Origin of the sequence: Sphingopyxis terrae subsp. terrae NBRC 15098, assembly GCF_001598815.1 — a bacterium.
Lineage (GTDB): Bacteria > Pseudomonadota > Alphaproteobacteria > Sphingomonadales > Sphingomonadaceae > Sphingopyxis > Sphingopyxis terrae.
The window spans coordinates 1-24,433 of sequence record NZ_BCZQ01000003.1 but is presented as its reverse complement, the minus strand read 5'-3'; the positions used below and the strand labels follow the sequence as shown (position 1 = coordinate 24,433).

21 protein-coding genes are annotated in these 24,433 nt (G+C 66.0%); 9 read left to right on the top strand and 12 right to left on the bottom strand.

The features are described 5' to 3' along the window. Window positions 1-6: 6 nt before the first annotated feature. The 3 genes from STE01S_RS00180 (at window position 7) to STE01S_RS00170 (ending at window position 4,268) form a co-directional block, all read left to right on the top strand. Window positions 7-1,140 carry a DUF3667 domain-containing protein gene (locus STE01S_RS00180; RefSeq protein WP_003040363.1) on the top strand — a complete coding sequence of 378 codons (1,134 nt, stop codon included), beginning with the start codon at window positions 7-9 and terminating at the stop codon, window positions 1,138-1,140. 55 nt (window positions 1,141-1,195) lie between these two features. Beyond that, window positions 1,196-2,827: an alkaline phosphatase D family protein gene (locus STE01S_RS00175; protein ID WP_062764523.1), complete on the top strand. Its 1,632-nt coding sequence runs from the start codon at window positions 1,196-1,198 to the stop codon at window positions 2,825-2,827. A gap of 85 nt (window positions 2,828-2,912) precedes the next feature. Next, the gene (locus STE01S_RS00170) at window positions 2,913-4,268 is read left to right on the top strand and encodes a DNA recombination protein RmuC (protein WP_062763900.1); all 1,356 of its coding nucleotides are present in this window, start codon (window positions 2,913-2,915) and stop codon (window positions 4,266-4,268) included. A gap of 37 nt (window positions 4,269-4,305) precedes the next feature. Here the strand turns inward: STE01S_RS00170 and STE01S_RS00165 are convergent, their stop codons facing one another. The 8 genes from STE01S_RS00165 to STE01S_RS00130 all read right to left on the bottom strand — a co-directional run bounded on the left by STE01S_RS00165 (window position 4,306) and on the right by STE01S_RS00130 (window position 10,500). Beyond that, window positions 4,306-5,016 carry an META domain-containing protein gene (locus tag STE01S_RS00165; RefSeq protein WP_062763898.1) on the bottom strand — a complete coding sequence of 237 codons (711 nt, stop codon included), beginning with the start codon at window positions 5,014-5,016 and terminating at the stop codon, window positions 4,306-4,308. Window positions 5,017-5,088: 72 nt separating this feature from the next. Then, entirely contained in the window at window positions 5,089-5,901 is an 813-nt protein-coding gene (locus tag STE01S_RS00160; RefSeq protein ID WP_082813167.1) for a TrmH family RNA methyltransferase, read from the bottom strand. A gap of 147 nt (window positions 5,902-6,048) precedes the next feature. Then, complete coding sequence (locus tag STE01S_RS00155; protein WP_003040349.1) at window positions 6,049-6,327, bottom strand: HPr family phosphocarrier protein; 279 nt, start codon at window positions 6,325-6,327, stop codon at window positions 6,049-6,051. Continuing rightward, complete coding sequence (locus tag STE01S_RS00150; protein ID WP_040589359.1) at window positions 6,324-6,728, bottom strand: PTS sugar transporter subunit IIA; 405 nt, start codon at window positions 6,726-6,728, stop codon at window positions 6,324-6,326. Before STE01S_RS00150 ends, STE01S_RS00155 begins: the two co-directional genes overlap by 4 nt. Window positions 6,729-6,766: 38 nt before the next feature. Continuing rightward, window positions 6,767-7,705 (bottom strand): RNase adapter RapZ, encoded by a 939-nt coding sequence (rapZ, locus tag STE01S_RS00145; RefSeq protein WP_003040345.1) that lies wholly within the window; start codon window positions 7,703-7,705, stop codon window positions 6,767-6,769. Then, window positions 7,702-8,148 (bottom strand): HPr kinase/phosphorylase, encoded by a 447-nt coding sequence (locus tag STE01S_RS00140; RefSeq protein ID WP_003040343.1) that lies wholly within the window; start codon window positions 8,146-8,148, stop codon window positions 7,702-7,704. The genes rapZ and STE01S_RS00140 overlap by 4 nt, the downstream gene beginning before the upstream one ends. 59 nt (window positions 8,149-8,207) lie before the next feature. Beyond that, window positions 8,208-9,800 carry a sensor histidine kinase gene (locus tag STE01S_RS00135; RefSeq protein ID WP_371830024.1) on the bottom strand — a complete coding sequence of 531 codons (1,593 nt, stop codon included), beginning with the start codon at window positions 9,798-9,800 and terminating at the stop codon, window positions 8,208-8,210. Continuing rightward, complete coding sequence (locus tag STE01S_RS00130; protein ID WP_003040337.1) at window positions 9,790-10,500, bottom strand: response regulator transcription factor; 711 nt, start codon at window positions 10,498-10,500, stop codon at window positions 9,790-9,792. Before STE01S_RS00130 ends, STE01S_RS00135 begins: the two co-directional genes overlap by 11 nt. A 246-nt stretch (window positions 10,501-10,746) precedes the next feature. Here STE01S_RS00130 and STE01S_RS00125 point away from each other — a divergent pair, with 246 nt between their 5' ends. From STE01S_RS00125 to STE01S_RS00115, 3 genes are all read left to right on the top strand, one after another. Then, the gene (locus STE01S_RS00125) at window positions 10,747-12,348 is read left to right on the top strand and encodes a phosphoenolpyruvate carboxykinase (protein ID WP_062763896.1); all 1,602 of its coding nucleotides are present in this window, start codon (window positions 10,747-10,749) and stop codon (window positions 12,346-12,348) included. Window positions 12,349-12,590: 242 nt separating this feature from the next. Next, complete coding sequence (locus STE01S_RS00120) at window positions 12,591-13,043, top strand: hypothetical protein (protein ID WP_062763894.1); 453 nt, start codon at window positions 12,591-12,593, stop codon at window positions 13,041-13,043. Window positions 13,044-13,080: 37 nt separating this feature from the next. Next, window positions 13,081-13,437 carry a hypothetical protein gene (locus STE01S_RS00115; protein ID WP_003040328.1) on the top strand — a complete coding sequence of 119 codons (357 nt, stop codon included), beginning with the start codon at window positions 13,081-13,083 and terminating at the stop codon, window positions 13,435-13,437. 75 nt (window positions 13,438-13,512) lie between these two features. On the opposite strand, the gene STE01S_RS00110 is transcribed toward STE01S_RS00115, so the two are convergent. The 3 genes from STE01S_RS00110 to STE01S_RS00100 all read right to left on the bottom strand — a co-directional run bounded on the left by STE01S_RS00110 (window position 13,513) and on the right by STE01S_RS00100 (window position 17,199). Beyond that, entirely contained in the window at window positions 13,513-15,369 is a 1,857-nt protein-coding gene (locus STE01S_RS00110) for a DUF885 domain-containing protein (RefSeq protein ID WP_062763892.1), read from the bottom strand. A 217-nt stretch (window positions 15,370-15,586) separates the two neighbouring features. After that, entirely contained in the window at window positions 15,587-15,985 is a 399-nt protein-coding gene (locus STE01S_RS00105; protein WP_062764520.1) for a DUF3597 domain-containing protein, read from the bottom strand. Between the two features lie 290 nt (window positions 15,986-16,275). Beyond that, the gene (locus STE01S_RS00100) at window positions 16,276-17,199 is read right to left on the bottom strand and encodes a crotonase/enoyl-CoA hydratase family protein (protein WP_058812586.1); all 924 of its coding nucleotides are present in this window, start codon (window positions 17,197-17,199) and stop codon (window positions 16,276-16,278) included. A 340-nt stretch (window positions 17,200-17,539) separates the two neighbouring features. On the opposite strand from STE01S_RS00100, the gene purC reads away from it, so the two are divergent. Beyond that, complete coding sequence (gene purC, locus STE01S_RS00095) at window positions 17,540-18,319, top strand: phosphoribosylaminoimidazolesuccinocarboxamide synthase (RefSeq protein WP_003040316.1); 780 nt, start codon at window positions 17,540-17,542, stop codon at window positions 18,317-18,319. A gap of 156 nt (window positions 18,320-18,475) precedes the next feature. Here purC and STE01S_RS00090 read toward each other — a convergent pair whose 3' ends face one another. Further along, complete coding sequence (locus tag STE01S_RS00090) at window positions 18,476-20,470, bottom strand: lipoxygenase family protein (protein WP_062763890.1); 1,995 nt, start codon at window positions 20,468-20,470, stop codon at window positions 18,476-18,478. 175 nt (window positions 20,471-20,645) lie between these two features. Between STE01S_RS00090 and STE01S_RS00085 the strand changes: the two genes are divergently transcribed. Together STE01S_RS00085 and STE01S_RS00080 are read left to right on the top strand one after the other, a co-directional pair. Further along, window positions 20,646-21,770, top strand: a complete 1,125-nt coding sequence (locus STE01S_RS00085) for a GGDEF domain-containing protein (protein WP_062763888.1) — start codon at window positions 20,646-20,648, stop codon at window positions 21,768-21,770. A gap of 43 nt (window positions 21,771-21,813) precedes the next feature. After that, the coding region (locus STE01S_RS00080; protein ID WP_062763886.1) for a M16 family metallopeptidase at window positions 21,814-24,433 on the top strand (2,620 nt) is incomplete at its 3' end.

Here is a 24,433-nt window from a genome sequence, read left to right as displayed (position 1 = left end):
GGGCGCATGAGCGGGGACATCGAAGCATTCGGGGCGGCGATCACGGCGGGGCTTGCGGGCGGCGCGATCGAGCCGGGACACGGCGACGGCAGCGCGCACGCGGGCGCCCGCTGTCTGAATTGCGGGACGGTACTTCGCGGCTCGCACTGCCACCGCTGCGGGCAGAAGGCCGATGTCCATCGCAGCTTCGGCGCGATCGGGCATGATCTGGTTCACGCCATCTTTCATTTCGAGGGCAAGCTGTGGAACACGCTGCCGCTCCTGACATGGCGGCCCGGCGATCTGACGCGCCGCTACATTCACGGCGAGCGGGCGAGCTTCATTTCGCCGCTGGCGCTGTTCCTGTTTGCGGTTTTCCTGACCTATGCGGTGCTGGCGATGGTCGGCGCGGGGGGCGGCGTCGGGGAGGAACTGAACAAGGCCGCGGCCGAACAGACGCGATCGGCCGCGATCAAGGACAGCATGCAGGTCGAGGTCGACCGCATCGATACCGAACTTGCGAAAAAAGATCTGTCCGCGGCGCAGCGCAAGGAATTGCAGGACGAACGCGCCACGCTTCAGAAAAGCGCCGACTATCTGGGGATTGCGCGCAGCCGCAGCAAGGATGAGCGCACCGCCGACCGCGCCGCGGGGCCGCCGGTTCTCGACAACCCGGTCGATCAGGTGAAGACCAGCGCCGATTTCGTCACGCGCAACAAGGTCGATACGGGGGTGCCTTTCATCGACCATGGTCTGCAAAAGGCGTTCGCGAACCCCGCGCTGATTCTCTATAAATTGCAGGCCAACGCCTATAAATTCGCCTGGGCGCTGATCCCGTTGTCGCTGCCCTTCATGTGGCTGCTCTATCCGTTCAGCCGGCGTTTCCACACCTATGATCATTTCGTCTTCGTCACCTATTCGATCAGCTTCATGCTGCTGCTCTTCGTCGTGGTGCGGCTGCTCAATCTGACGGTGCTGGGCGATCTCGCGACCTTCTTCGCGATGCTCTATGTCCCGTTCCACATGTATCGCCAGCTTCGCGGCGCCTATCGCTCGTCGCGCGTCGGCGCGCTTGCCCGGACGACCCTGCTGCTATTCTTCAGCCTGTTCGCGGTCATCGCTTTCATGCTGCTGTTGCTCGCGCTCGGTATGAGCGGGTGAGCGCATAATTGTCATGAAAGCCGGGCACAGACCCGGCGAGACGGGAGGAAAAACGATGCACCAGCTTTGGGCCGAAATGGATCGCCGCCTGCTGATGAAGCTCGGCACGGCAGGGCTTGCCGCAATGGCCTTGCCCGGCGCGGCGCAGGCGATGGCGGCACAGGGCTTCACCCACGGGGTGGCGAGCGGCGAGCCCGGTCCGCGGTCGGTGCTGCTGTGGACGCGCTATGCCGCTGCGGCCGACACCGCGCTGACGGCCGAGGTGTCGGACACGGCCGACTTCGTCCGAATCGTCGGTGGCGGCAGCGTCACCGCCGCCGGCGATGCGGATCACACCGCGAAGCTGCACGTCGACGGTCTCGAGCCCGGCCGCTGGTATTTCTATCGCTTCGTCGCGCCCGACGGCACGATGTCGGTGACGGGGCGCACGCGCACCTTGCCGGAAGGGGCGGCGGGTGCCTTCACCCTGGCGCTGTTCTCCTGCGCGAACATGCCGTTCGGCTGGTTCAACGCCTACGGCCATGCCGCCGCCCGTTCGGATATCGATCTGGTCGTCCATGTGGGCGATTATCTCTACGAATATAAGGTCGGCACCTATCCGTCGGCGAAAGAGGCGGTGCCCGGCCGCCTGATCCAGCCATCAAACGAGCTGATCGCGCTCGCCGATTACCGGCTACGCTATGCCGCCTATCGCAGCGACCCCGATTTGCAGCGCCTTCACCAGCTGTTCCCGATCGTCGCGCAGTGGGACGATCATGAATTTGCCAATGACACCTGGAAGGGCGGGGCCGAAAATCACCAGCCCGACGAGGGCGACTGGAGCGCGCGCGAAGCCGCCGCCATGCGCGCCTATGACGAATGGATGCCGGTCGGCGGCGCGCGCTGGCGCAGCTATCAGGTCGGCGATCTGGCGACGATCTTCCTGCCCGAAACGCGCATCACCGCGCGCGACAAGCAGTTCGAGATCGGCGACATCCTTGCCGACAAGGGCGACGCGGCCGCCGCGCTCAAGCAATTTGCCGAAACCGGCTATCGCGACCCGGCGCGGCAATTGCTGGGCAGCGAGCAGGAAAAATGGCTGTTCGACGGCTTCGCGGCATCGGCGAAATCGGGCACGCGCTGGCAGGTCTGCGCGCAGCAGATTGTCATGGGCAGCCTGTTCACCCCGCCCGAATCGAAAAACTGGTTCGGCGCCGACCTGCCCGACTATGTGCAGCGGCGGGTGGAGATCGGTCAGCTCGCCGCCAAGGCCGGGCTGCCGCTCAACATGGACAGCTGGGACGGCTATCCCGCCGCGCGCGACCGCCTGCTCGCCGCGGCGCAGCGCGCCGGCGCCAATCTTGTCACCCTGTCGGGGGACAGTCACAATGCCTGGGCCTTCGACCTGACGCATGGGGGCCGGCCGGCGGGGATCGAGGTCGGCGGACACAGCGTCACCTCGCCGGGGTTCGAAAGCTATACGCCCGCCATCCCCGACGATATTCGGGTCGCCGCCCTGCGCGCCGCGTCGCCGCAGTTGCGCTGGGCGAACACGCGCGATCGCGGCTATGCGACGGTGGCGCTGACGCCCGAGCGCGTCACCGCCGACTGGCATTTCGTCAGTTCGGTGCGCAGCCATGACCTCGCGCTCGCCTCGTCGCACCGGATGACCGCGACGCGCGGCCGCAATGCCTATGACAAGGGCTGACGCGCCGGGCGAGGGAGCCTCCGGCGGATCGGGGTGCTAAATTAGCGGCTAGCCAAGCGCGCTGCGTTCGTCCTATGTTCTGCCGATGGCCCTGCCCCTGCTCCTCGCTGTCGTTGCTGCCCTTGTCGTCGGTGCCGTGATCGGCTGGCTGTTCGCCGGACGGCAGGCGGGCGGGCTCAAGGCTGAGCGCGACGGGCTCGCCGAACGGTTCAGGGTCGCCGTCACCGATCTCGCTGCCGAGGCGGAGGCGCGCAAGGCCGCCGATATCCAGCTCGCGTCGCTGCTCGCCGAACAAAAGGCGCGCGACGCGGCGCATGACGCGCAGGTCGCGCAGCTCAAGGAGGCACAGGCGGCGCTCACCGCGCAATTCCGCGAGGTCGGGCAGGCGATGCTGGGCGAGGCGCAGAAAAACTTCCTCGAACGCGCCGATCAGCGGTTCCGCCAAAGCGAGGAAAGCGCGGGGCAGAATCTGAGGGCGCTGCTCCAGCCGGTTCACGAACGGCTGGCCAAATATGAAGAGGCGGTCGGCAAGGTCGAGGCCGAACGCCGCGACGCCTTCGGGCTGCTGCACGGCCAGATCGCCGCCATGCGCGAAGGGACCGAGCGCGTGTCGAGCGAGGCGGCGAAGCTAGTCAACGCGCTGCGCAACGCGCCCAAGGCGCGCGGCCGCTGGGGCGAGCAACAGCTGCGCAATGTGCTCGAAAGCTGCGGCCTGTCCGAACATGCCGATTTCCAGACCGAGGTGAGCGTCGCCGATGGCGAGGGCGGGCGGCTGCGTCCCGACGTCGTCGTCAAGGTGCCCGGCGGGCAAAGCCTGGTCATCGACGCCAAAGTGTCGCTCAACGCCTATCAGGACGCGTTCGGCGCGGTCGACGAAGCCGAAAAGACCGCGCATCTCGCCGCACATGCCGCGGCGATGAAGGCGCACGTCAACACGCTGGGCGCCAAGGCCTATTGGAACCAGTTCGACGACACGCCCGACTATGTCGTGATGTTCGTCCCCGGCGAACATTTCCTCGCCGCCGCGCTCGATCATGATGCCGAGCTTTGGGATTATGCCTTCGAGCGCAAGGTGCTGCTCGCTACGCCGACCAACCTGATCGCGATCGCGCGCACCGTCGCGGCGGTGTGGCGGCAGGAAAAGCTGGCGGGGCAGGCGCGCGAGATCGCCGCGCTGGGCAAGGAGCTTTATGCGCGCATGGCGACGATGGGCGGGCATATCGCGCGCGTCGGCAAGAATCTCGATCAGGCGACCGGCGCCTACAACGCCTTTGTCGGCAGCTTCGAAAGCCAGGTGCTGACGCAGGCGAAGCGTTTCGAGGCGCTCGACGTCGAGACGGGCGGCAAGGAAATTCCCGTGCTGCCCGTTGCCGAACAGGCGGCGCGGCCGCTGGCGAAGCTTGCGGCGGCACCGGCTGCGGTGAACGACGCGAGCGAATGACCTATCGCCCCCGCTCGGGCGGAGGCGATATGGCGCGTCAGATCACGCGCTTCAGCACCGCCGTCTGGCCGCTTTCACCGATCAGCACCATCGTGCCGTCGGACGGGAAGCTCAGCCGCACCGGCGTCTTCATCAGGTCGAAGAAGGCGCGTTCCTGCGCCATGCCGGCGCCTGGGCAAGCCATCAGCGTCGCCGCAAGCTGTCCTGCGGTCAGCACGCCGTCCTCGACGGCATAGCTGCCCCCGAAGCGGTTGCAGCCCGCGCTGCCGCTCATCCGTTCTCCCTCGAAGGCGAGGTCGGTGGGGCGATCGGTGGCGACCGGCGTGCCGCCAATCGACACGAAGGTCCAGCGGGTGCCGGTAAGATCGGCGGCCGGCAAGATCGCACCGCCGCAGCCCTTAACCGTCTTGCCGTCGGCGGTGACGGTCACCGTGTCGCGATACCGGCGGTCGCTCATCCCGTCGCTGCACGCGCTGTGCGTCACATCGACGGTCAGCCGGTCGGTCACATAGCGCTCGCCGTTGAAACTCGGCCGCGCGCCGGGGTTGGCGACCGCGATCCGCGTCGCGCCATAATCGCCATTATAGGCGAGGCGCGCGGGCGTGATTTCCAGCGTCCAGCCCGGCTCGGTACCCAGCGCCATATAGGCCTCGGTCGGCGGAGCGGGCGTCGCGGGTCCGGTGCCGGTGGCAGCGCAGCCGGCAAGCGTCGCTGCGGCGGTTAGGGCGGGGACAAGCAACATTTTCATGACAGATCCTTTCGCAGCGGCGGGTACATCGGGTCCAATGGCCGGCCGCTGAACAGGTTGCATGGCCAGCGTTCAGCTTCGCTGCTGGTTCAGCACTTCATAGGCCATGACCGCGGCCGCAACGGCCGCGTTCAGGCTGTCGGCCTTGCCCATCATCGGCATTTTTACGCGCACGTCGGCGGCTTCGGCATAGGCTTGCGGCAGGCCCTGCGATTCATTGCCGATCAGGATGAAGGTGGGGGCGGCATAACGCACCGCCTGATAATCCTTGGTGTCGTCGCCGAGCCAGGTTGCGACCAGTTCGCCGCGCCCGCTGCGCAGCCAGGGCAGAAACTCGTCCCATTCGGCCTGCACCAGCCGCTGGGTGAAGATCGCCCCCATGCTCGCGCGCACCGCCTCGACGCCATAGGGATCGGTCGATTCGCCGAGCAGGATCAACCCGCCGGCACCGACCGCGTCGCCGGTACGCAGCATGGTGCCCAGATTGCCGGGATCGCGCAGCCGTTCGGCAACCAGCCAGATCGGCGCCGCGTCGCGATCGAGGTCGGATAGCGCAGTCCGCGGCTCGGCATAGATGCCGACGACGGTCTGCGGATTGTCCTTGCCCGACAATTTGGAGAGGATCGCCGGCGTCGTGTCGATCACCTCGCCGCCGCTCGCCAGCGTCGCGTCGATCAGCGCCCGCGCGAGCGGGTGCGCGGCGCCCTCTTCGGCCAGAAACAGCCAGCGCGGCAATATGCCCGCCTCGCGCGCTTCAGTCGCAATGCGCAGCCCTTCGGCCAGGAACAGCCCCTCGGCGCGGCGATGCCGCTTTTCGCGCAGCAGCCGCATCCGCTTGACGAGCGGGTTCGACAGGCTTTCGATTCGGGAACGGAGATGGGTCAACTCTGGTGTTCCTTGGGATTCCGTCTCCCTGAGCGAAGACGAGGGGCCCCTTCGAGCGAAGCGAGAACCCGCAATGTCCTTGCCTCGACTTCGCTCGCCATGTCCCCTCGTCTTCGCTCGGGGATGCGGCAGAAGGGAGGAGCGTATCTAGTCCTCGCCGAAGCTGTCCTTGACCAGCCCGACGAGCTTGAGCATCGCGGCTTCGGCGCCGTCGCCGCTGGTGTGGATGGTGATGCTGTCGCCCTTCGCCGCGCCCAGCATCATCAATCCCATGATCGACGATCCCGATACGCGCGACCCACCCTTTTCGACCTCGACCGACACGGTTTCGGGCAGGCGGCTGACGAAGGTAACGAACTTGGCGCTGGCGCGGGCGTGCAGACCGCGCTGGTTGGTGATTTCTACCGTTTCGCTGATCTGGTTCATGGCCCCACCCCCAACATTTCCGATGCGACGGAAATATATTTCTGGCCTGCTTCCTTGGCCGCGATCACCGCGGCACGCAGGTCCATCGTCTTGCGCGCGCTTTCCAGCCGGATGAGCATCGGCAGGTTGACGCCGGCAATGACTTCGGTTCGCCCGCTTTCCAGCAGGCTGATGGCAAGGTTCGACGGGGTGCCGCCGAACAGGTCGGTCAGTATGACGACCCCGCGCCCTTCGTCGACGCGCTGGATCGCTTCGGCAATTTCGCCGCGGCGCACTTCCATATTGTCATTGGGGCCGATGCACACCGTCGCCACCGCGCGCTGCGGTCCCACCACATGTTCCATCGCCGTCACCATTTCCTCGGCGAGGCGGCCGTGCGTGACGAGAACCATTCCGAGCAGCGGCAGGGCTTTATCGGTGGGCATGAAAAGCGAGACCCTTATGTTTGTCCGCCGGGTGCGGGAGATGCGGGCGGGGGCTTGCCCTCAAGCCCATCTTGCGGGGCCGAGTCAAGGTTGCGGTGGGTCACCGTGGGCTCGTGACCCGCGGCGCGTAGCGTTCGAGCAACACGATCGGCGACATGGACCGAACGGTGGCGCCCGCCGGTGCAGCCGAAGGCGATGGTGACATAGCTTTTCCCTTCGGCGCGGTAGCGCGGCAGCAGGGTGAGGAGCAGGGTTTCGATCTGCGCCACTGTCGCTTCATAAGCGGGATCGGTGCGGATATAGGCGGCGACGTCGGGGTCGAGCCCGGTGTGCGGGCGCAGCGCCGCGTCCCAGTGCGGATTGCGCAGATAGCGCATGTCGAACACCAGATCGGCGTGGCGCGGCAACCCGCGCGCGAAGCCGAAGCTCAATATGTTGAGCACCGGCGCATCGTCGCCGCCGCCGCCGAAGCGCTGGCGCACCTCCTGCTGCAGATCGTTGCTCGTATAGTTGGTCGTGTCGATGACATGCTCGGCCCAGCGGCGGAGCGGCTCCATCATCTCGCGTTCGCGCGCGATGCCGTCGGCGGCGGGGCGGTCCTCCGCCATCGGGTGGCGGCGGCGCGTCTCCGAAAAGCGCCGTTCGAGTTCGGCACCTGCGCAATCGAGGAACAGCGTCTGCATGTCGCGCCCGCCCGCTTCGCGCAATTCCTTCATGCGTTTGACGAGCAGCGCCGGCTTGAAACCGCGGCTGCGACTGTCGATGCCCACCGCGATCGGCCGGTTCGCCGCGCTGCGCTGCACCGGTGCGTCGATCAGCGCGTCGAGCAGCGCGAGCGGCAGATTGTCGACAACCTCCCACCCCAGGTCTTCCAGCACCTTGAGCACGGTCGATTTGCCGGCGCCCGAAAGGCCGGTGACGAGCAGCAGACGCGGCGCGGCGGGATCGCTCATGCAGCCGGTGCCAGCCGTTCGAGCGCGAGCAATATCTTGATCGGGGCCGATACTTCGAAGGCCGAAAGCAGCAGTGCGGGTAGGGGATGGCCGACAACCATTTCGACCTGATTCACCGCGGGCATGCGATCATAATGGTCGGTAAGCCGGACCGCGAGAGCCAGCGGAACCGGGGCGGTCCATGGCCGCTCGATGATGCCGATGCCGCGCACTTCAAGCTTTCCGGCCAGATTTTCGGGCGGACGGCACCACAGGCGGCCGCGCTCGTACCAGATGTCGCAGCGGTCGTCGGCGACGAGCCGCGCACCCCGGTCGAGCAGGCGGAGCGCAAGATCCGACTTGCCTTGGCCCGAATTGCCGAGAATCAGGACGCCGCCATTGCCCGCTGCCACGCAGCTCGCATGGATATTGTGGATCTCGGCCCTGGTCCTGCTCGGGAACATGGGTGCAGGCTTACCGGCGACGAAGCGGGGCTGCAAGGCGATAGGCGCCCGCGGCAAGTTCAGCCTGTGGGATCGGAGCCTTCGCGCGCGGGCAGGGTGATCAGCAGGCTGGCGCCGGGCCGGCCGTCGTCGCGGTCGCGCGCCGAGATGGTGCCGCCATGCCCCTCGATGATCGTTCGCGCGATGGCGAGGCCCAGCCCGCTATGCTTGCCGAACGCTTCCCCCGACGGCCGTTCGCTATGGAAACGGCGAAAAATTGCTTCGCGTTGCGACGGTTCGATCCCCGGCCCGTCGTCGTCGACCCGCACGTGAACCTCGTCGCCCAGCCGCGTGGCGGCGATGCAGACGAGGCCGCCTGCGGGCGAGAAGCTGATCGCATTGTCGATGACATTGTCGATCGCCCGCTCGATCCGATGGCCGTCGCCCATCACCGCAGTCGTCCCCTTGCGCGGCCGCGCAAAGGCGATGCGCGGTCGATCTTCGTTCTGGCTGTTGCGGGCGCAGCGCGCGGCGAGCATCGATTCGATCATCAGCCCGACATCGACGGGTTCAAAAGACGCGCGCGACAATTGCGCGTCGATCCGGCTTGCGTCGCTGATGTCGGTGACGAGGCGGTCGAGCCGGCGGACATCCTCGTCGGCGATAGCGAGCAACTGGGTGCGCTGCGCGTCGGACGTTACGCGCCCCAGCCCTTCGATCGCCGATCGCACCGATGCGATGGGATTTTTAAGCTCGTGCGTCACATCGGCGGCGAAATGTTCGCCCGCGTCGATGCGCTCGCGCAGCGCCTGCGTCATGTCGCTCAGCGCGCGTGCCAGCGTGCCGATCTCGTCGCGGCGGCTCGGCAGGCGGGGGACGACCACCTCGCGCGCGCGGCCCAGCCGGACACGAACGGCGGCGCGTGCCAGTCGGCGCAGCGGGCGAACGATCGTGCGCGCCAGAAACAGCGACAGCAGGACCGATGCGATCACGACCATCGCGATGACGATTGCGAGGCGGAAGCGCTCGGCGCGCACCGTGCGCGTGATGTCGCGCGCGTTGAGCGTCATCAGCATCACCTCGGGTGTCTCCAGATCGACGACGCGGGTGGCGCTGAGCAGCGGGGTGCGTTCGGGGGCATAGCGGAATCGCGCCTGCGCTTCGCCGCTGCGCAATGTCGCTTCGGCCTCGGGCCAGGCGGCGAGCGTGTCTTGGGCCGGCTCGGTAAATTCGGGGTAGCTCGGCGCGCCGACGATCCAGTCGATGCCGCGGTCCATCGCGCGCGCCGCATCGCGCTGCCACGCCTGCAAATCGGGATCGCGAAGCGTATAGGTCGGCGGCCCATGATCGAAACTGTCGGACAGCTTGCGGCCATCGGCAGCATAGAAGCGCAGCCGCGATTCGGTCGCGCGCGTGAATTCGCCGATCAGCCGCGCACGCTGGTCGGGGCGCGCCGCCTCGAGCGCGCTGTCGAGCAGGCCGAGCTGGTCCTGCATTTCGGAAATGCGCGTATCGACGAGGCGGGTGCGATAGGTATCGAGATAGAAGAATCCGCCCGCCAGCAGCGCGATCGCCAGGATGTTGACGGCCAGGATGCGCGTCGTGAGCGACCAGCGCGCCGACCAGACGAGCGGGGCTTCCTCCTGTTCGGCAATCGACGCGTCAGCCATCATCGGAGAAACGATACCCCGCACCATAGAGCGTCTCGATCGCGTCGAAGTCCGAATCGACCTCGCGGAACTTGCGGCGCAGGCGCTTGATGTGGCTGTCGATGGTGCGATCGTCGATATAGACATCGTCCTGATAGGCCGCGTCGAGAAGCTGGTTGCGGCTGCGCACGATGCCCGGGCGGCTGGCAAGCGTCTCCAGAATCAGGAATTCGGTGACGGTCAGCGTCACATCCCTGCCGCCCCAGCTCACCTTGTGCCGCGCCGGGTCCATCGCGAGCCGGCCCCGCACGATCGGTTCGGCCGCAGGCTCGTCGTCGGCGGCCGCGGCATTGCGGTTGAGGTCGACGCGGCGCAGGATCGCGCGGATGCGGGCGATCAGCAGCCGCTGCGAAAAGGGTTTGGAGATATAGTCGTCGGCACCCATCGCGAGTCCCAGCGCCTCGTCGATCTCGTCGTCCTTGCTGGTGAGGAAGATCACCGGAAGCTGGCTTTTCTCGCGCAGGCGGCGCAGCAGCTCGAGCCCGTCCATGCGCGGCATCTTGACGTCGAAGACGGCCAGATCGGGCGGATTGTCGATGAGCGGCTTCAGGGCGGCTTCGCCGTCCGAATAGACGCGCGTGACGAAGCCTTCGGCCTGAAGCGCGATCGACAGGGATTGCAGGATGTTGCGGTCGTCGTCGACCAGCGCGATGGTTGCCGTCATGCTCTTTCCATTGGGCGGACCCGGCGCCGGACTAGCCGATCTGCCGCCCAGCGACAACTGCGCACGTCCCGCCCGCGATTCACCTTTTAATCTTTTGACCTCCGCCTCGGCTATCGCTAACGCGGCCGGGATTTCGGAATCGGCGTGACGTCGGCACCCCATGTTCATGCGGGCCCATCGCTTTCGCATGGCATGTCCTGCATACCTATGCAAAGGTGCGCGCGGCGCAGAGGAAAGGCGAAGCAAATGACCAAGGTTGTGATCGGTACCGACACCGTCGAAACCAAAGCGAATGTGGCCGAAAACTGGGGCACTGCGCAGCTCGTCGAGGATGCCGTGCGCAATGGCGAAGGCCTGCTCGCGAAGGACGGCCCGCTCGTCGTCGCCACCGGCAAGCACACCGGGCGCAGCGCCAAGGACAAGTTCATCGTCCAGGATGCCGAAACGGCAGATACCATCTGGTGGGGCAAGACCAATGTGCCGATGACCCCCGATCATTTCGCCGCGCTCAAGGCCGATTTCTTTGCCCATCTCGCATCGCGCGACCGCGTCTATCGCCAGCGGCTGTTCGGCGGTTCGCAGCCCGAATATCGCGTCGGGGTGCAGGTCATCACCGAATTCGCCTGGCACAGCCAGTTCATTCGCACGCTGCTCTGCCGTCCGACGGCCGAGGAACTGGCGTCCTTCGCGACCGAATATACGATCATCGACCTGCCGAGCTTCCGCGCCGACCCGGCGAAACATGGTTCGCGCACCGAAACGGTGATCGCGGTGAACTTCTCCGAAAAGCTGATCCTGATCGGCGGCACGCAATATGCCGGCGAGATGAAGAAGTCGGTGTTCGGCATCCTCAACTATCTCCTTCCGGTGCAGGGCGTGATGCCGATGCATTGCTCGGCGAACATCGGCGCCGACGGCGACACCGCGGTCTTCTTTGGCCTGTCGGGCACGGGTAAGACGACGCTGTCGGCCGACGCCTCGCGCACACTGATCGGCGACGACGAGCATGGCTGGTCGGACACCGCGGTCTTCAACTTCGAAGGCGGCTGCTACGCCAAGATGATCCGCCTGTCGGCCGAGGCCGAACCCGAAATCTATGCGACGACGAAGCGTTTCGGCACGGTGCTCGAAAATGTGGTGATCGACCCCGCGACGCGCGAACTCGACCTCGACGACAACAGCCTCGCCGAAAACAGCCGCGGGTCCTATCCGATCGACTTCATCCCGAATGCGTCGGAAAAGAATATGGGTCCGGTGCCCAAGAATATCATCATGCTCACCGCCGATGCCTATGGTGTGCTGCCGCCGATCGCGAAGCTGACCCCCGATCAGGCGATGTATCACTTCCTGTCGGGCTATACTGCGCGCGTTGCCGGCACCGAAATCGGCGTGACCGAGCCCGAGGCGACCTTCTCGACCTGCTTCGGCGCGCCGTTCATGCCGCGCCATCCGTCGGTTTACGGCAACCTCCTCAAGGAGCGCATCGCCAAGGGCGGCGTCGAATGCTGGCTCGTCAACACCGGCTGGACCGGCGGCATGGCGACGATGGAGGGGATCAGCCGCATGCCGATCAAGGCGACCCGCGCACTGCTCAACGCGGCGCTCGACGGCAGCCTGAACAATGCGGAATTCCGCAAGGATCCGAATTTCGGCTTCATGGTTCCCGTTGCGGTGCCCGGCATCGATTCGGGCCTGCTCGATCCGCGCGAAGCCTGGGCCGACAAGGCGGCCTATGACCGCACGGCGCAAACGCTGGTGCAGCAATTCATCGACAATTTCGCGCAATTTGCGGACCATGTCGACGAAGGCGTCCGCAACGCCGCACCGCAGGCCGCCGTCGCGGCCTAAGGGTTAGAACCCGCCCAATACGCCGCTGAGGCGCCCAAATGGCGAAGCCATTTGGGCGTCCCTTCGGGATTTGACCGATTTCGTCCATTGCCGCGTCGAAGAGCCTTGGGATATATCTATATCCGGGCGTCTCTTCTCCTTGCACTGAACGAAATCGCTTCAAACCTCAGCGGTGTATTGGGCGGGTTCTAACCCCAACCCGGAAACTTCCGGGTGCTCATTCACCCGGAAGGACCGGACCCATGACCACCGACTTTACCCCGCGCCTGTTCGAGCGCGATGCCGATATTCGCGCGATCGGTGCAGGCTTGCTCGCCTGCACCCTGCCGCGCGAGGCGTGGACGCACGAGGCGCATCTGGCGGCGTGCCTCTGGCTGCTGAGCGAGCGCCCCGACATCGACGTCGATGCCGAAATTGCGCCGATCATCCGCCGCTTCAACGAAAGCGTGGGCGGCGTGAACGACGACACGCAGGGCTATCACGACAGCATCACCCGCGCCTATGTCGCGGGGGTGCGGCTGTTCCTCGCTGAAACGCCGGAGACGGGCCTGACCAGCCGCGTCAATGCGTTGCTGCGATCGCCCGTGGGCGCGCGCGACTGGCCGCTGCGCTTCTACAGCCGCGACCTGCTCTTTTCGGTGCCGGCGCGGCGCGGGTTCGTCCCGCCGGACCTCGCGCCGCTGCCTGCGCCGTGATAGCGTCGGTTCCGACTCGAAGCGAAGGAGCGCAGCCATGAGCATCTTGGACAATATTCTCGGACAGATTTCCGGAAACGACACGGTGGCTAACCTTGCCGCCAAGGTCGGCCTGTCGCCCGAGCATGTCGAATCGGCGATTGCCGCGCTCGCCAAGCATCACCCGATGCAGGGTGACACCGCCGAAGGCGCTGCCGCGACCACCGGTCTGCCGCTCGACAAGTTGCAGGAGATCATCGGCCAGATCGGCGGCGAAGGCTCGCTCGGTCGCTTTGCGCAGATGGTCCAGCAGGACGGCGGCGCGGGCATTCTCGGTGCGCTCGACCGCGATGGCGACGGCAACCCGCTCAACGACCTGGGCGGCATCGCGGGCTCGCTGTTCGGGAAGAAATAGGCGAACCCGTCAGGTGCGCCTACCGTCGGCGATAGCGTCAGCGAAGCGAAGGATCGCCTTGCCTTTTTCCGGTCACTATCCCTTCGTTTCCGCGATATATTCGTCGACGTTCTTCGCGAGAACGTCGAGCGGCACATTACCGCCGAGCACGACGGTGTCGTCGAAATCGCGCAGGTCATAGTTTGCACCGAGCGCGGTCTGGGCGCGGCCGCGCTGGCGGACGATTTCGCTGTGGCCGACCTTGTAGCCGCAGGCCTGGCCGACCCAGCTGCAATAACGATCGACTTCGCTCGCGACCTCCAGCGGGTTCGATCCGTTGCGTTCGACGAAGAAGCGCACGCCCTCTTCGCGCGTCCAGCGCTTCGCGTGGATCCCCGTATCGACGACAAGGCGGCAGGCGCGAAAGGCGATCGACTGAAGATAGCCGAGCCGTCCGACCTCGAAATCGTCGTAAAGCCCCAGCTCGTCGGCAAGCTGCTCGGCATAGAGCGCCCAGCCCTCGGAATAGGCGTTGAAGGCGAGCATCGAGCGGATCAGCGGCATCTTGTTCGCATATTCGCCCTGCCAGGCATGGCCGGGGATCGCTTCGTGCATCGCAAGGTCGGGGAGCGAATATTTGCTGTGCAGATCGGTCGTACGCAGGTTGATCCAGAAGCGGCCGGGGATCGATCCGTCGATCGATCCGGCGCCGCCATAGGCCGCGGGCGCGCCGGGTTCTTCGGCGAGCGGCAGGCGCTTCACCTCGACATTGCCCTTCATCATCGTGCGGAAGGCGCGCGGCAACTGGGCGCGAATCTTGTTCAGCCAGCTCTGGATATAGGCGACGATCTCGGCCCGGCCCTGATCATTGTCGGGGAATTTGAAGCGCGGGTCTTTCGCCAGCGCGTTCATCCGGTCGCCGACGGACCCTTGCGTATAGCCGAGCTTCTGAAGGATCGGGTCCATCCGCCCGTGCAACTCTTCAAGCTGCTCCAGACCCATTTTGTGAACCTCGTCGGGGGTCATCCGCGTCGTGGTCGATGCGCGCAGCGCCCAGGCATAGAATTCGTCGCCGTGCGGCCGTGCCCACATGCCCGCGTCCATCGTCGCCTTCGGCCGCTGCGCCTTGAGTTCGGCAAGCTGGCGTTCGAGCGCCGGCACCACCGTCTCGCGCGTGATCGCCTCGGCGCGCGGGCCCCAGTTGCCGGCAATATTCTGTTTGCGCGTCCGCGAGGCGAGGCTCTCGACCAGCCCGCCGCCGTCGCGGGCGTCGGCAAGGCTCGCTTCCATCTGCTTGACCGCCTTGTCGATCAGAAAGGCCGGGGCGATGAGGCCTTGGGCGGCGGCGGCCTTGAGCCGTTCGGTTTCGCCGTCGAGCGCGGCAGGATAGGCGGCGAGGCGCGCAAGATAGGCCTCGGCGTCGGCGCTCGTCTTGACCGGATGATCGCTGTCGAGAAATTTCGGCACGTCGAGATAGGCGCCGACATTCTGAATGACGACATAGGGCGTGTTGCGCCAACCGCCCACCGCGACATCGCCATAGGGCTGCGCAAAGCCGGCGAGCGCGACGTCATAGGCGCTGTCGACGACCGCAAGACTGGTTCGCGTCGCATGGTCGAGCCCCGCCGTGTCGAAGGCGCGGACGCGCGCCAGGTCGGCCTTCAGCGTCGCCGCCAGTGCCTGCTGCCCCGCCGCCGACCGATCGCCGAGCTGCGCCCGCATCGCCGCGCGCGCGCCGGTATCGATGCCGAGCGAGGTCGCTCCCTCGGGCGAATGGGCGAGGAGATTGTCGGCGATCGAGGTCAGCAGCGCGTCGGCGCCCGCCGTGCCGTCGCCGCTGGTCGCGGGCGCGAAGGCGCGGGCCGGCGCGGTCAAGGCCAGCCCCGCGACTCCGGCACCGAGGGTGGCGATCGTCTGACGGCGGCTGACGGGCGTATGGAATGGATCGGACACGGACGGCTCCCTCGCGACTTGTTTCTGTTGAAACCTGTCTAGGCACCGCGGCGCGGGGGTCAACCGGAACCCGTTCCTCCCTGCCGCAAGGCGGTGGGGAGGGGGACCATCCGAAGGATGGTGGAGGGGCGGCAACGTGGCGCTATCGCCCCTCCGTCAGCGGCCTTGCCGCTGCCACCTCCCCATCGCGTCGCGACGGGGAGGAGCAAGAAAAGGATCAGTCGGTCAGGTCGGCGGGAACCTTGCCGCCGTTTGCGGCAAGTTCACGCATCACCGCTTTATGCAGCCAGATATTCATTTCGGCGCTGCCGTTGAGTTCGCCGGTATAGCCGAGTTCCTGCGCCAGCTCCTTGCGATTGGCGAGACTCGAATCGATGTCGAGCAGCTTCATCAGATCGACGATCGAGGTGCGCCAGTTGAGCGGCTGCGTCACCTTGGCAGCTTCTGCGGCGAGGATAGCCTCGACATCGACTTCGCTGATTGCAGCAGTGGGCGCCGCGGCCGCGGCGGGGCCAGCGGGTACCTCGGCGGGGGCTACCGGTGTTACCGGAGCGGGGGTGGCGGCTTCCGCCTTCTTGCCGAAGATCGCGTCTTTTATCTTGCTGAAAATGCTCATGTTCATGCTCCCACTTTGGTCCGGCGCTTCGGACGAAGCGCGCCAGACTCATTTATGCGGCGGGTGGATGACAGGAGAATGAACCGCTCCCCCTCGGTGCCCGCGCTGCTATACCAACCCCCATCGGCTGAGTTCGATCCCGCGCCGCGGTGGGAGAATTTGCATGAATCTCACCGACATTCTGCAGCCGGTCGGCGGCATCAAATCTCGATGGTACGCGTGCTGGGGCTAGCGCCGGAACGCCGGGGTCAGAGCCCGGACGGCCCTGACCCACAGCATTGCCCATCGCCTCAGCTATAGGGCGGAGCGTCCTCGAACTCTCCGAACGCCGGATAGTCGTTGGCGACGCTGGCGGTGAAGTTGGGCGCGCGCTTTTCGAGGAAGCTGGTTACGCCTTCGGCCGCGTCGGGGCTGCGGCCGCGAGCGAAGATCACGCGGCTGTCCCAACGGTGGGCGCTCATCGGGTGCGGGGCGCCGAGCATCCGCCACATCATGTGCCGCGTCAGCGCGACCGATACCGGAGCGCTGTCGCCGGTCAGCTCGCGCGCCTTGGCGATCGCGGCGTCGACCAGCTCGCCTTGCGTATGGACCGACTGTACCAGCCCCTTTTCATGCGCTTCGGCGGCGGGGATCAGCCGGCCCGAATAGCACCAGTCGAGCGCGGTCTGGATGCCGACCAGTCGCGGCAGGAACCAGCTCGATGCCGCTTCGGGAACGATCCCGCGGCGCGCGAAGACGAAGCCGTAGCGGGCGTTGTCGCTCGCCAGCCGGGCATCCATCGACAGGGTCATCGTCGCGCCGATGCCGACCGCGGCGCCATTGATGGCGCCGAGGACAGGCTTTTTCGCTTCGAAGATGCGCATCGACACGCGGCCGCCGCCATCGCGGATCAGCGGGTGCGACCAGTTGATCGTGCCGTCTTCGCCGATCGGGCTGGCCGGGGTGCCGTCGGGCAGCAGCGCCTGCTTGTCGGCGCGCTTGTCATAATCGAAAGTCGCGGCGCCCGCGCCCAGGTCGGCGCCCGCGCAATAGGCCTTTTCGCCATGACCGGTGAAGATCACCGCGCGGACGCCGTCGTCGGCATCGCATTCGTCGAGCGCGGTAATGATTTCCTGCATCATCTCGCCGGTGAAGGCGTTCATGCGGTCGGGGCGATAGAGGGTCAGCAGCGCGATACCCTCATGCTTGTCGAGACGAATCTGTTCGAAACTCATCTTCTCTCTCCTTGGCTTTGGTAGCAGCGTTGCAAGCGACGGCGTCGAGTGCAAGCACTTTACGTAAACGTAAAGAAAGATCCTCCCTGTCGCGCAGCGATGGGGAGGGGGCCATCCGAAGGATGGTGGCGGGGCAGCGGCGTTGCGCAAAGGCCCCTCCGTCAGCGGCTGCGCCGCTGCCACCTCCCCATCGCTGCGCGACAGGGAGGATCGCTTTCAACCCGGGGATGACGCGCCCTCGCTTTGTCGCTATAGGCGCCCCGACCGCCCCGGCGTCGCGCTCACATTTGAGTCGCTTTGCCGGGGCCATTCATTTGGTTCCGACAGAAAGTTGACCGCCATGGCCCGTCGCCGCCAGATCTACGAAGGCAAAGCGAAGATCCTCTACGAAGGTCCCGAACCGGGCACGCTGATCCAGTATTTCAAGGATGATGCGACCGCGTTCAACGCGCAAAAGCGCGGCACGATCAACGGCAAGGGCGTGCTCAACAACCGGATTTCGGAGCATGTCTTCACGCTGCTCGGCAATATCGGCGTGCCGACGCACTTCATCCGCCGCCTCAACATGCGCGAACAGCTGATCCGTCAGGTCGAGATCGTGCCGATCGAGGTGATCGTGCGCAATGTCGCGGCGGGCACGCTGTCGAAGCGCCTCGGGCTGGAGGAAGGCACGCCGCTGCCGCGCACGCTGATCGAATATTGCTACAAGGACGATGCGCTCGGCGATCCGCTGGTCGCCGAAGAACATATCGCCTGCTTCAACTGGTGCAGCCAGGACGAACTGCACGACATTCAGGACATGGCGATCCGCATCAATGATTTCATGAGCGGCATGTTCGCGGCGGTCGGCATCCGCCTCGTCGACTTCAAGCTCGAATTCGGACGGCTCTACGACGGCGATTACAGCCGCATCATCCTGGCCGACGAAATCAGCCCCGACGGTTGCCGCCTGTGGGACATGAACACCAATGAAAAGCTCGACAAGGATCGCTTCCGCCGCGACCTTGGCGGCGAAGTCGAAGCCTATCAGGAGGTCGCACGGCGCCTTGGCCTGATGCCCGAAGGCGGCGACAATGCGGTGCTCGACCTCGAAACGCACCGCAAGAAGAAGGGCAGCTAAGGCCGCCCCGATCCCGCGCGCGGCCGAGCGTTTACAGCGCGCGATTGCGAGGAGCCGAAAGCGACGCGGCAATCCAGAGCGCGCGTAAACCGCTCTGGATTGCTTCACCCGGCCTTGCCGGGCTCGCCATGACGCAGTTTTGTCGCTGACGCTGCCTCAGATATTGATGCTCGTCGGAATCAGGCTGGGCTGCAGATAGGGATAGGGCTGCCGCCGCTGCGCGTTTCGCGCGGCGATCGCGGTTTCGACATTGGCCAGCACCCCCTTGAACCACGCGAGCGGCCCCTCGGGCGCGGTGACGCGCGGATCCTGGAACCAGGGCGGGTAGGGGAAGCTGTTGCTGCGATAGTCGCCGAGCGGCCGGTAATGCACCGAACCCAACAGTTCGAGCACGTTGAGCTGTTCGAGCGCCAGCGCCATCGGTGGCATCATCGCGAGCCACCCCGGCTTGTCCTGCCCGCGCTCGCAATCTGGCGCGGCCTGCCACGCCGCGCCGGTGACGGCGGGCGCAAAGGCCATGATGTCCTTTTGCGGGAAATTCACCGCGGCATGTTGCGCGCTCGCGGTGAACATCACCATCGTGCAGACATCGGCAAGCTGGTCGCGCGTTGCGATCGGGCCGAAGCCGCTGATCCGCGCTTCGCCGGCCAGGCTGTCGGCCCAGGCGGCGAGTTCGGTGTCGCCGACAACCGCGTTATCGTCGGTATAATAGAGCCAGACATATTGGCGCGCCCATTCGCGGATCGCGTTCCAGACCAGCAGCGCGTCGTCGCGATAAGGATAGTCGGCGAGCGTCGATCCGGTCCCGACGCCGCGTGCGGCCAGATCGGCTGGCAGCATCTTGCCGTAAAAGTCGAAGGCCAGTCGGTCGTCGGCCGCCGCGGCCTGGCTCGATGCGATGGTGCCTGCGAAAATATGGTCGATCGGCCCGTTCGCGGCGATCAGCGAGGTTGCGGCCTGATCGTTGATGAACAGTGTCCCTTCGAAATGCGGAACGAGCAGCGCCCATAGCGGATGCGCCTGGGCCAGATGGCGGTGCGTGGCGACCGCGAAAGCCTCGATCACCAGATGAGTGCGCGCCAGATGCGTGAAGAGTTCGTGATAATTGCCGTCGGCGACCTGAACGACCAGCTTCGCCATCTCCCAGCCCCATTGCGCATCGGCGGCGGCCGACGGCGTGAAGATGGGGTGCAGCGCGGGATCCTGCCCGCACTGGATCGCGACCGGCACGAGCGCCGATCCGCCCGGCGGCACCGCGAACAGCGCAATCGGCTGCCAGACATATTTGGCAAGGCTGCCGTAGGTGCCCGGCGTCAGCACCGCGAGTTCGGCATAGTCGAGCAGGAACAGCCGGCGCTCGGCAAGCGCGGCGTCCAGCGTGTCGCCATTGATCACCGCGGCATAGCGCGCGGGGCTGAGCGGGAAATTGGTCGGGAGCGCGTCGCCCGCCGCGGCGATCAGCATATTGTTCGGCCCCTGAACGCGCAGCCGCGCGAAACAGGCATCGTCCTGAAAATCATAGGCGACACCGGGAACGGGCAGCGTCCGGAACAGGGCGCGATAAGCGTCGAGGCTGCGCGGCGCGCTGCTGCCGAGGCCCGCCACTTCGGCCGCGCTGACCTTGATCAGCGCTTCGATCCGCTGGCGATGCGCCTCCAGCTTCGCAAGCTGCGTGTCGGCTTCGACCGCGGCCACGACATGTTCGACCTCGTCGACGAAATGGCCGAGGAGCGACGTGCCATCCTTCATCGCATGGCCCGCCGCGATCCGCGCGGTCGATTGCTCGATCGCGTCGCATTCGGCCAGCGCGGCTTCATAGGTGCTGCGCGGGGTATCGAGTTCGCCCTTGTCGACGCCGTCCAGCTTCACCGCGAGTGCATTGCGCACGATCGCCAGCCCGACGCCGATCAGGATCGCGAACCAGGCGATCGTCGGCATATCCTGTTTGGGCACGTCGGTCGCGAGCGGAACGCCGGGAAGCGACGGCTCGTCGGTCGTCCACATATAGACCTGCCGCGTCGCAGCGAGTTGCGCGGCGCGCGCGGCCTGCTCCGCCGGCGTGTCCTGCTGCGGCAGACTGGGCGCGGCGGGCGGAAGGATTGCGCCGTCGATCTGGCTGGGCGCGGTGAAATCGGGCGACGGGAAGGACATGCGAAAGCTCCTGCGACATGAACGCGGCGCGAGGGATCGCAGAACATGGTTAATTTTTGGCATGCCGTAAGGAGGGGCGGCCCGGTTAGGGCGATGAAAAACAATCCTTCCTTTATTTAACGCATGCTTTACCCCCGCTTGATACCTAGCCGGAATGACGGGGGTTATAGCATGGATGCGGCGGCGCTTTTTTCCGCCATTGCCGGAGGATATCCGGGACGATGTCGCGATTCTGCGCGCCAATCGTATCGAGACGCTGACCCCGATGCTTTTTCTGATGCTCGCGGCGACGACGCCGACCGCCATCTATGGCGGCATGCCGAGCGTCCATCCGATCATCCGGATCGGCTTTCCGGTCGTTCTGGCGGCGGTGTGCCTGCTCGGTTTCGCCGCGCAGATGCATTATCGTGGCCGGCGCATGAGCCCGCGGCGCGCGCGGCGGGTGATCGTCGAGGCAGCGTGGGTGTCGGGCATGATGGGCGCGATGTGCAGCAGTTGGACGGTGGTCAACTGGCTCGCCGCGCCGCCCGAAAATCACAGCTATTATGCGATGATCATGGCGATGGGGTCGCTGGCGACCGCCTATTGCCTGTCATCGACGCGCTTTGCAGCGCTGCTCAATCTGGGCATCGGGATGGTGCCGATCGCCTATCTGATGCTCAGCTCCGGCCACGCGCCCGAGATTGCGGCGGGCACCAGCCTGGTCGTCGCGACGATGTTCCTGGTGCGCATGATCCTTCAGCAGCATGGCCAGCTTGTCGACCTGCTGGAATTGCAGCGGCAGATGCGCGATCTGGCGCATAGCGACGCGCTGACCGGGCTGCCCAACCGGCGTGCGTTCGACCTGCGGCTGGAGGAAGAAATCGCGCGCGCGGCGGATGGCGAGATATTCGCGATCGCGCTGCTCGATCTCGACGGCTTCAAGCCGGTGAACGACCGGCACGGCCATGCCGCCGGCGATCAATTGCTGTGCGAAGTCGCGGCGCGGCTGCGCCGGGCGTGCGGCGATCATGCGCTGGTCGCGCGGCAGGGGGGTGACGAATTCGCCATTCTGGTGCCGCGCCGTTCACCGCTGCTTGCCACCGCGCTTGCCGATCATCTGCTCGCCGCGCTCGTCGCGCCCTACCGCATCGGCGGCCAGCCATTGCGCGTCGGCGCGAGCGTCGGCGTCGCCAACTGGCCCGGCGACGGTGGCAGCGCGCGCCGGCTTTTCGACACCGCCGACCGCGCCCTCTATGCGGCGAAGGCGGCTGGTCGACCCGACATGTCGCCGGTCGAAAGCATAGGCATCGCAAGCTGATGCGGGCTTGACCGCCCCATATGGGGCGGTCAGACCGGTCGCCATGAAGCGGACCATTTTCTGGCGCGTCTCGACTGCGCTCTCGCCCCTTGCCCTCATCGCCGTCAGCATATCGCCGGTTCTCGCGGAACCCGCCGCCGCCCCCGCCGCAGCGCAGAGCGTTCCGGTCAATCCGCAGACCGCCGCGGCCAAGGCCTGGAATTTCGCGGCCAGCGATGTGCCCGTCGATTCAAACATCGTCTTCGGCGTTCTTCCCAACGGGATGAAATATGCGCTGTTGAAGAACAGCACCCCCAAGGACAGCGTCGTCCTGCGCATGCGTTTCGACGTCGGCAGCTTTGCCGAAGCCGAGGATCAGCGTGGGCTGGCGCATTTCATCGAGCATATGGCGTTCAACGGATCGACCCATGTGCCCGAGGGCGAGATGATCAAGCTGCTCGAAAGGAAGGGGCTGGCCTTTGGGGCCGATACCAACGCCTCGACCGGCTTCGATCAGACGGTCTACCAGCTCGACCTGCCCAACGCGTCGGACGATCTGATCGACACCGGTCTGATGTTGATGCGGGAAACCGCGAGCGAACTGACGATCGACCCCGCCGCGGTCGACCGCGAACGCGGTGTCATCCTGTCGGAGCGCCGCGCGCGCGATACCTATCAGCTGCGCAACATCGTCGATCAGCTCGGTTTCCAGATGAAGGGGATGACGGTCGCGAACCGGATGCCGATCGGTACCGAAGAGGTTATCCGTACCGCCCCCGCATCGCGCCTGCGCGACCTTTACGATCGCTACTACCGGCCCGAACGGGCGACGCTGGTGATGGTCGGCGATTTCGATCCCGCCGCGGTCGAAGCGAAGATCAAGGCGCGCTTCGCCGACTGGCAGGGCCGCGGTTCGGCCGGTGCCGATCCTGACATCGGCACGCTCGATTTCAAGCGCCCCGCCGCCGCCGAATCCTTCGTCGACCCTGCGATCCAGGATTCGGTGACGATCGCCAGCTTCAAACCCTGGGTGCAGGAAGCCGACACCAAGGCGAAGCGCGCGCGCAAGCTCGCCGAAGACATAGGCGAAGCGATCCTGAGCCGCCGGCTAGCCAAGATTGCGCTCGACGAGAATTCTCCGATCCTCGCGGGCTATTTCAGCGAAGCCGACGGGTGGAAGGTCTTCGATCAGGTCACCGTCGGGGCGATCGCCAAGGAAGGGGCGTGGACGGAGGCGCTCGGCCTGATCGAGCGCGAGCTGCGCCGCGCCGTCCAGTTCGGCTTCACCCAGGCCGAGGTCAACGAACAGATCGCCAATCGGCGCACCGCGCTCAAGAATGCCGTCGCCGGCGTGACGACCCGGCGCAGCGACGCGCTCGCCGATGTGCTGGTCGACGCGTCCGACGGCGATTATGTCGTCGTGCGTCCCGAAACTTCGCAGGCGCTGTTCGATGCAATCGCGCCGCAGCTGTCGGCCGATGCGGTGAGTGCGGCCTTCCGCAAACGGATGGAGGGCTTCAGCCCGCCGCTTGCGCGCGTCACCGCCAAGACGCCGGTCGAGGGCGGCGACAAGGCGATCCTTGCCGCGCTCGACACGGCGCGCGCGGTCGCAGTGACACCCCCGGCGCAGGCGCAGAGCGCGGCCTTTGCCTATGACAATTTCGGCACGCCCGGCACGATCGTCAGCGATGACCGCATCGACGACCTCGGCATCCGGCGCATCCGCTTCGCCAACAATGTGATGCTCAACATCAAGAAGACCGATTTCCAGAAGGACAAGGTCTATCTGTCGGTGCGCGTCGACGGCGGGACGCTGCTTGCGACGCGCGACGACCCGACCAAGGTGGCGCTTGCGGGATCGATCAGCCTCGGCGGGCTGGAGGCGCATAGCCTCGACGATCTGCGCACCATTTTTGCGGGCAAGACGGTCAGCCCGAGCTTCGGCGTCGATACCGATGCCTTCGGCGGCAAGGCGGTGACTTCGCCCGACGATTTCGCGGCGCAGGCCGAACTGATGGCGGCCTATCTGACGCACCCCGGCTACCGCGCCGACGGGCTTGCGCTGATCCGTCGCTATCTGCCGCAACAATATGCCGCCAATGATGCGACGCCCGGCGCGGTGCTGGCGCGCGACAGCGGCAGCATCCTTGCCAATGGCGACCCGCGCGAGGAGACGCCACCGCTTGCGACGATGATGGCGCTCGACTGGAGTAAATTGAAGGCGGCGGTCGCCGACAGCTTTGATCATGGCGCGATCGAGATCGGCGTCGTCGGCGACATCGACGAACAGGCGGCGATCGATGCGATCGCGGCAACCTTCGGCGCGCTGCCCGAACGCCGCGCGGCGTTCGATCCGCACAGCGACGCGCGCAAGCGCGACTATCCGGTCGACCACAGCGAACGCACGCTGATCCACAAGGGGCCGGCCGACCAGGCCGAGCTGCGCGTCTATTGGCCGGCGCGCGACGACAGCGATCTGACCGAGGCGATGCGCCTCAACCTGCTGTCGCGCGTGATGCAGCTCATGCTCACCGACGAACTGCGCGAAAAGCTGGGCGAAACCTACAGCCCGTCGGCGGGAGCCAGCCTGTCGGACGAATATCCGGGCTATGGCTGGCTCGTCGCCGCAAGCAATGTCGACTACAAGGATTTGGCGACGACGCGCGCCGCGATCTTCGCGATCG

What these genes read in the sequence shown, in the direction of transcription:
- STE01S_RS00100 (WP_058812586.1), bottom strand. Translation starts at nt 17,199, where the DNA reads ATGAGTTTCGAACAGATTCGTCTCGACAAGCATGAGGGTATCGCGCTG.
- STE01S_RS00105 (WP_062764520.1), bottom strand. Translation starts at nt 15,985, where the DNA reads ATGAGCATTTTCAGCAAGATAAAAGACGCGATCTTCGGCAAGAAGGCG.
- STE01S_RS00180 (WP_003040363.1), top strand. Translation starts at nt 7, where the DNA reads ATGAGCGGGGACATCGAAGCATTCGGGGCGGCGATCACGGCGGGGCTT.
- STE01S_RS00120 (WP_062763894.1), top strand. Translation starts at nt 12,591, where the DNA reads ATGACCACCGACTTTACCCCGCGCCTGTTCGAGCGCGATGCCGATATT.
- STE01S_RS00140 (WP_003040343.1), bottom strand. Translation starts at nt 8,148, where the DNA reads ATGTTCCCGAGCAGGACCAGGGCCGAGATCCACAATATCCATGCGAGC.
- STE01S_RS00170 (WP_062763900.1), top strand. Translation starts at nt 2,913, where the DNA reads ATGGCCCTGCCCCTGCTCCTCGCTGTCGTTGCTGCCCTTGTCGTCGGT.
- STE01S_RS00090 (WP_062763890.1), bottom strand. Translation starts at nt 20,470, where the DNA reads ATGTCCTTCCCGTCGCCCGATTTCACCGCGCCCAGCCAGATCGACGGC.
- STE01S_RS00085 (WP_062763888.1), top strand. Translation starts at nt 20,646, where the DNA reads ATGCGGCGGCGCTTTTTTCCGCCATTGCCGGAGGATATCCGGGACGAT.
- rapZ (WP_003040345.1), bottom strand. Translation starts at nt 7,705, where the DNA reads ATGAGCGATCCCGCCGCGCCGCGTCTGCTGCTCGTCACCGGCCTTTCG.
- STE01S_RS00165 (WP_062763898.1), bottom strand. Translation starts at nt 5,016, where the DNA reads ATGAAAATGTTGCTTGTCCCCGCCCTAACCGCCGCAGCGACGCTTGCC.
- STE01S_RS00175 (WP_062764523.1), top strand. Translation starts at nt 1,196, where the DNA reads ATGCACCAGCTTTGGGCCGAAATGGATCGCCGCCTGCTGATGAAGCTC.
- STE01S_RS00125 (WP_062763896.1), top strand. Translation starts at nt 10,747, where the DNA reads ATGACCAAGGTTGTGATCGGTACCGACACCGTCGAAACCAAAGCGAAT.
- STE01S_RS00130 (WP_003040337.1), bottom strand. Translation starts at nt 10,500, where the DNA reads ATGACGGCAACCATCGCGCTGGTCGACGACGACCGCAACATCCTGCAA.
- STE01S_RS00135 (WP_371830024.1), bottom strand. Translation starts at nt 9,800, where the DNA reads ATGATGGCTGACGCGTCGATTGCCGAACAGGAGGAAGCCCCGCTCGTC.
- purC (WP_003040316.1), top strand. Translation starts at nt 17,540, where the DNA reads ATGGCCCGTCGCCGCCAGATCTACGAAGGCAAAGCGAAGATCCTCTAC.
- STE01S_RS00115 (WP_003040328.1), top strand. Translation starts at nt 13,081, where the DNA reads ATGAGCATCTTGGACAATATTCTCGGACAGATTTCCGGAAACGACACG.
- STE01S_RS00155 (WP_003040349.1), bottom strand. Translation starts at nt 6,327, where the DNA reads ATGAACCAGATCAGCGAAACGGTAGAAATCACCAACCAGCGCGGTCTG.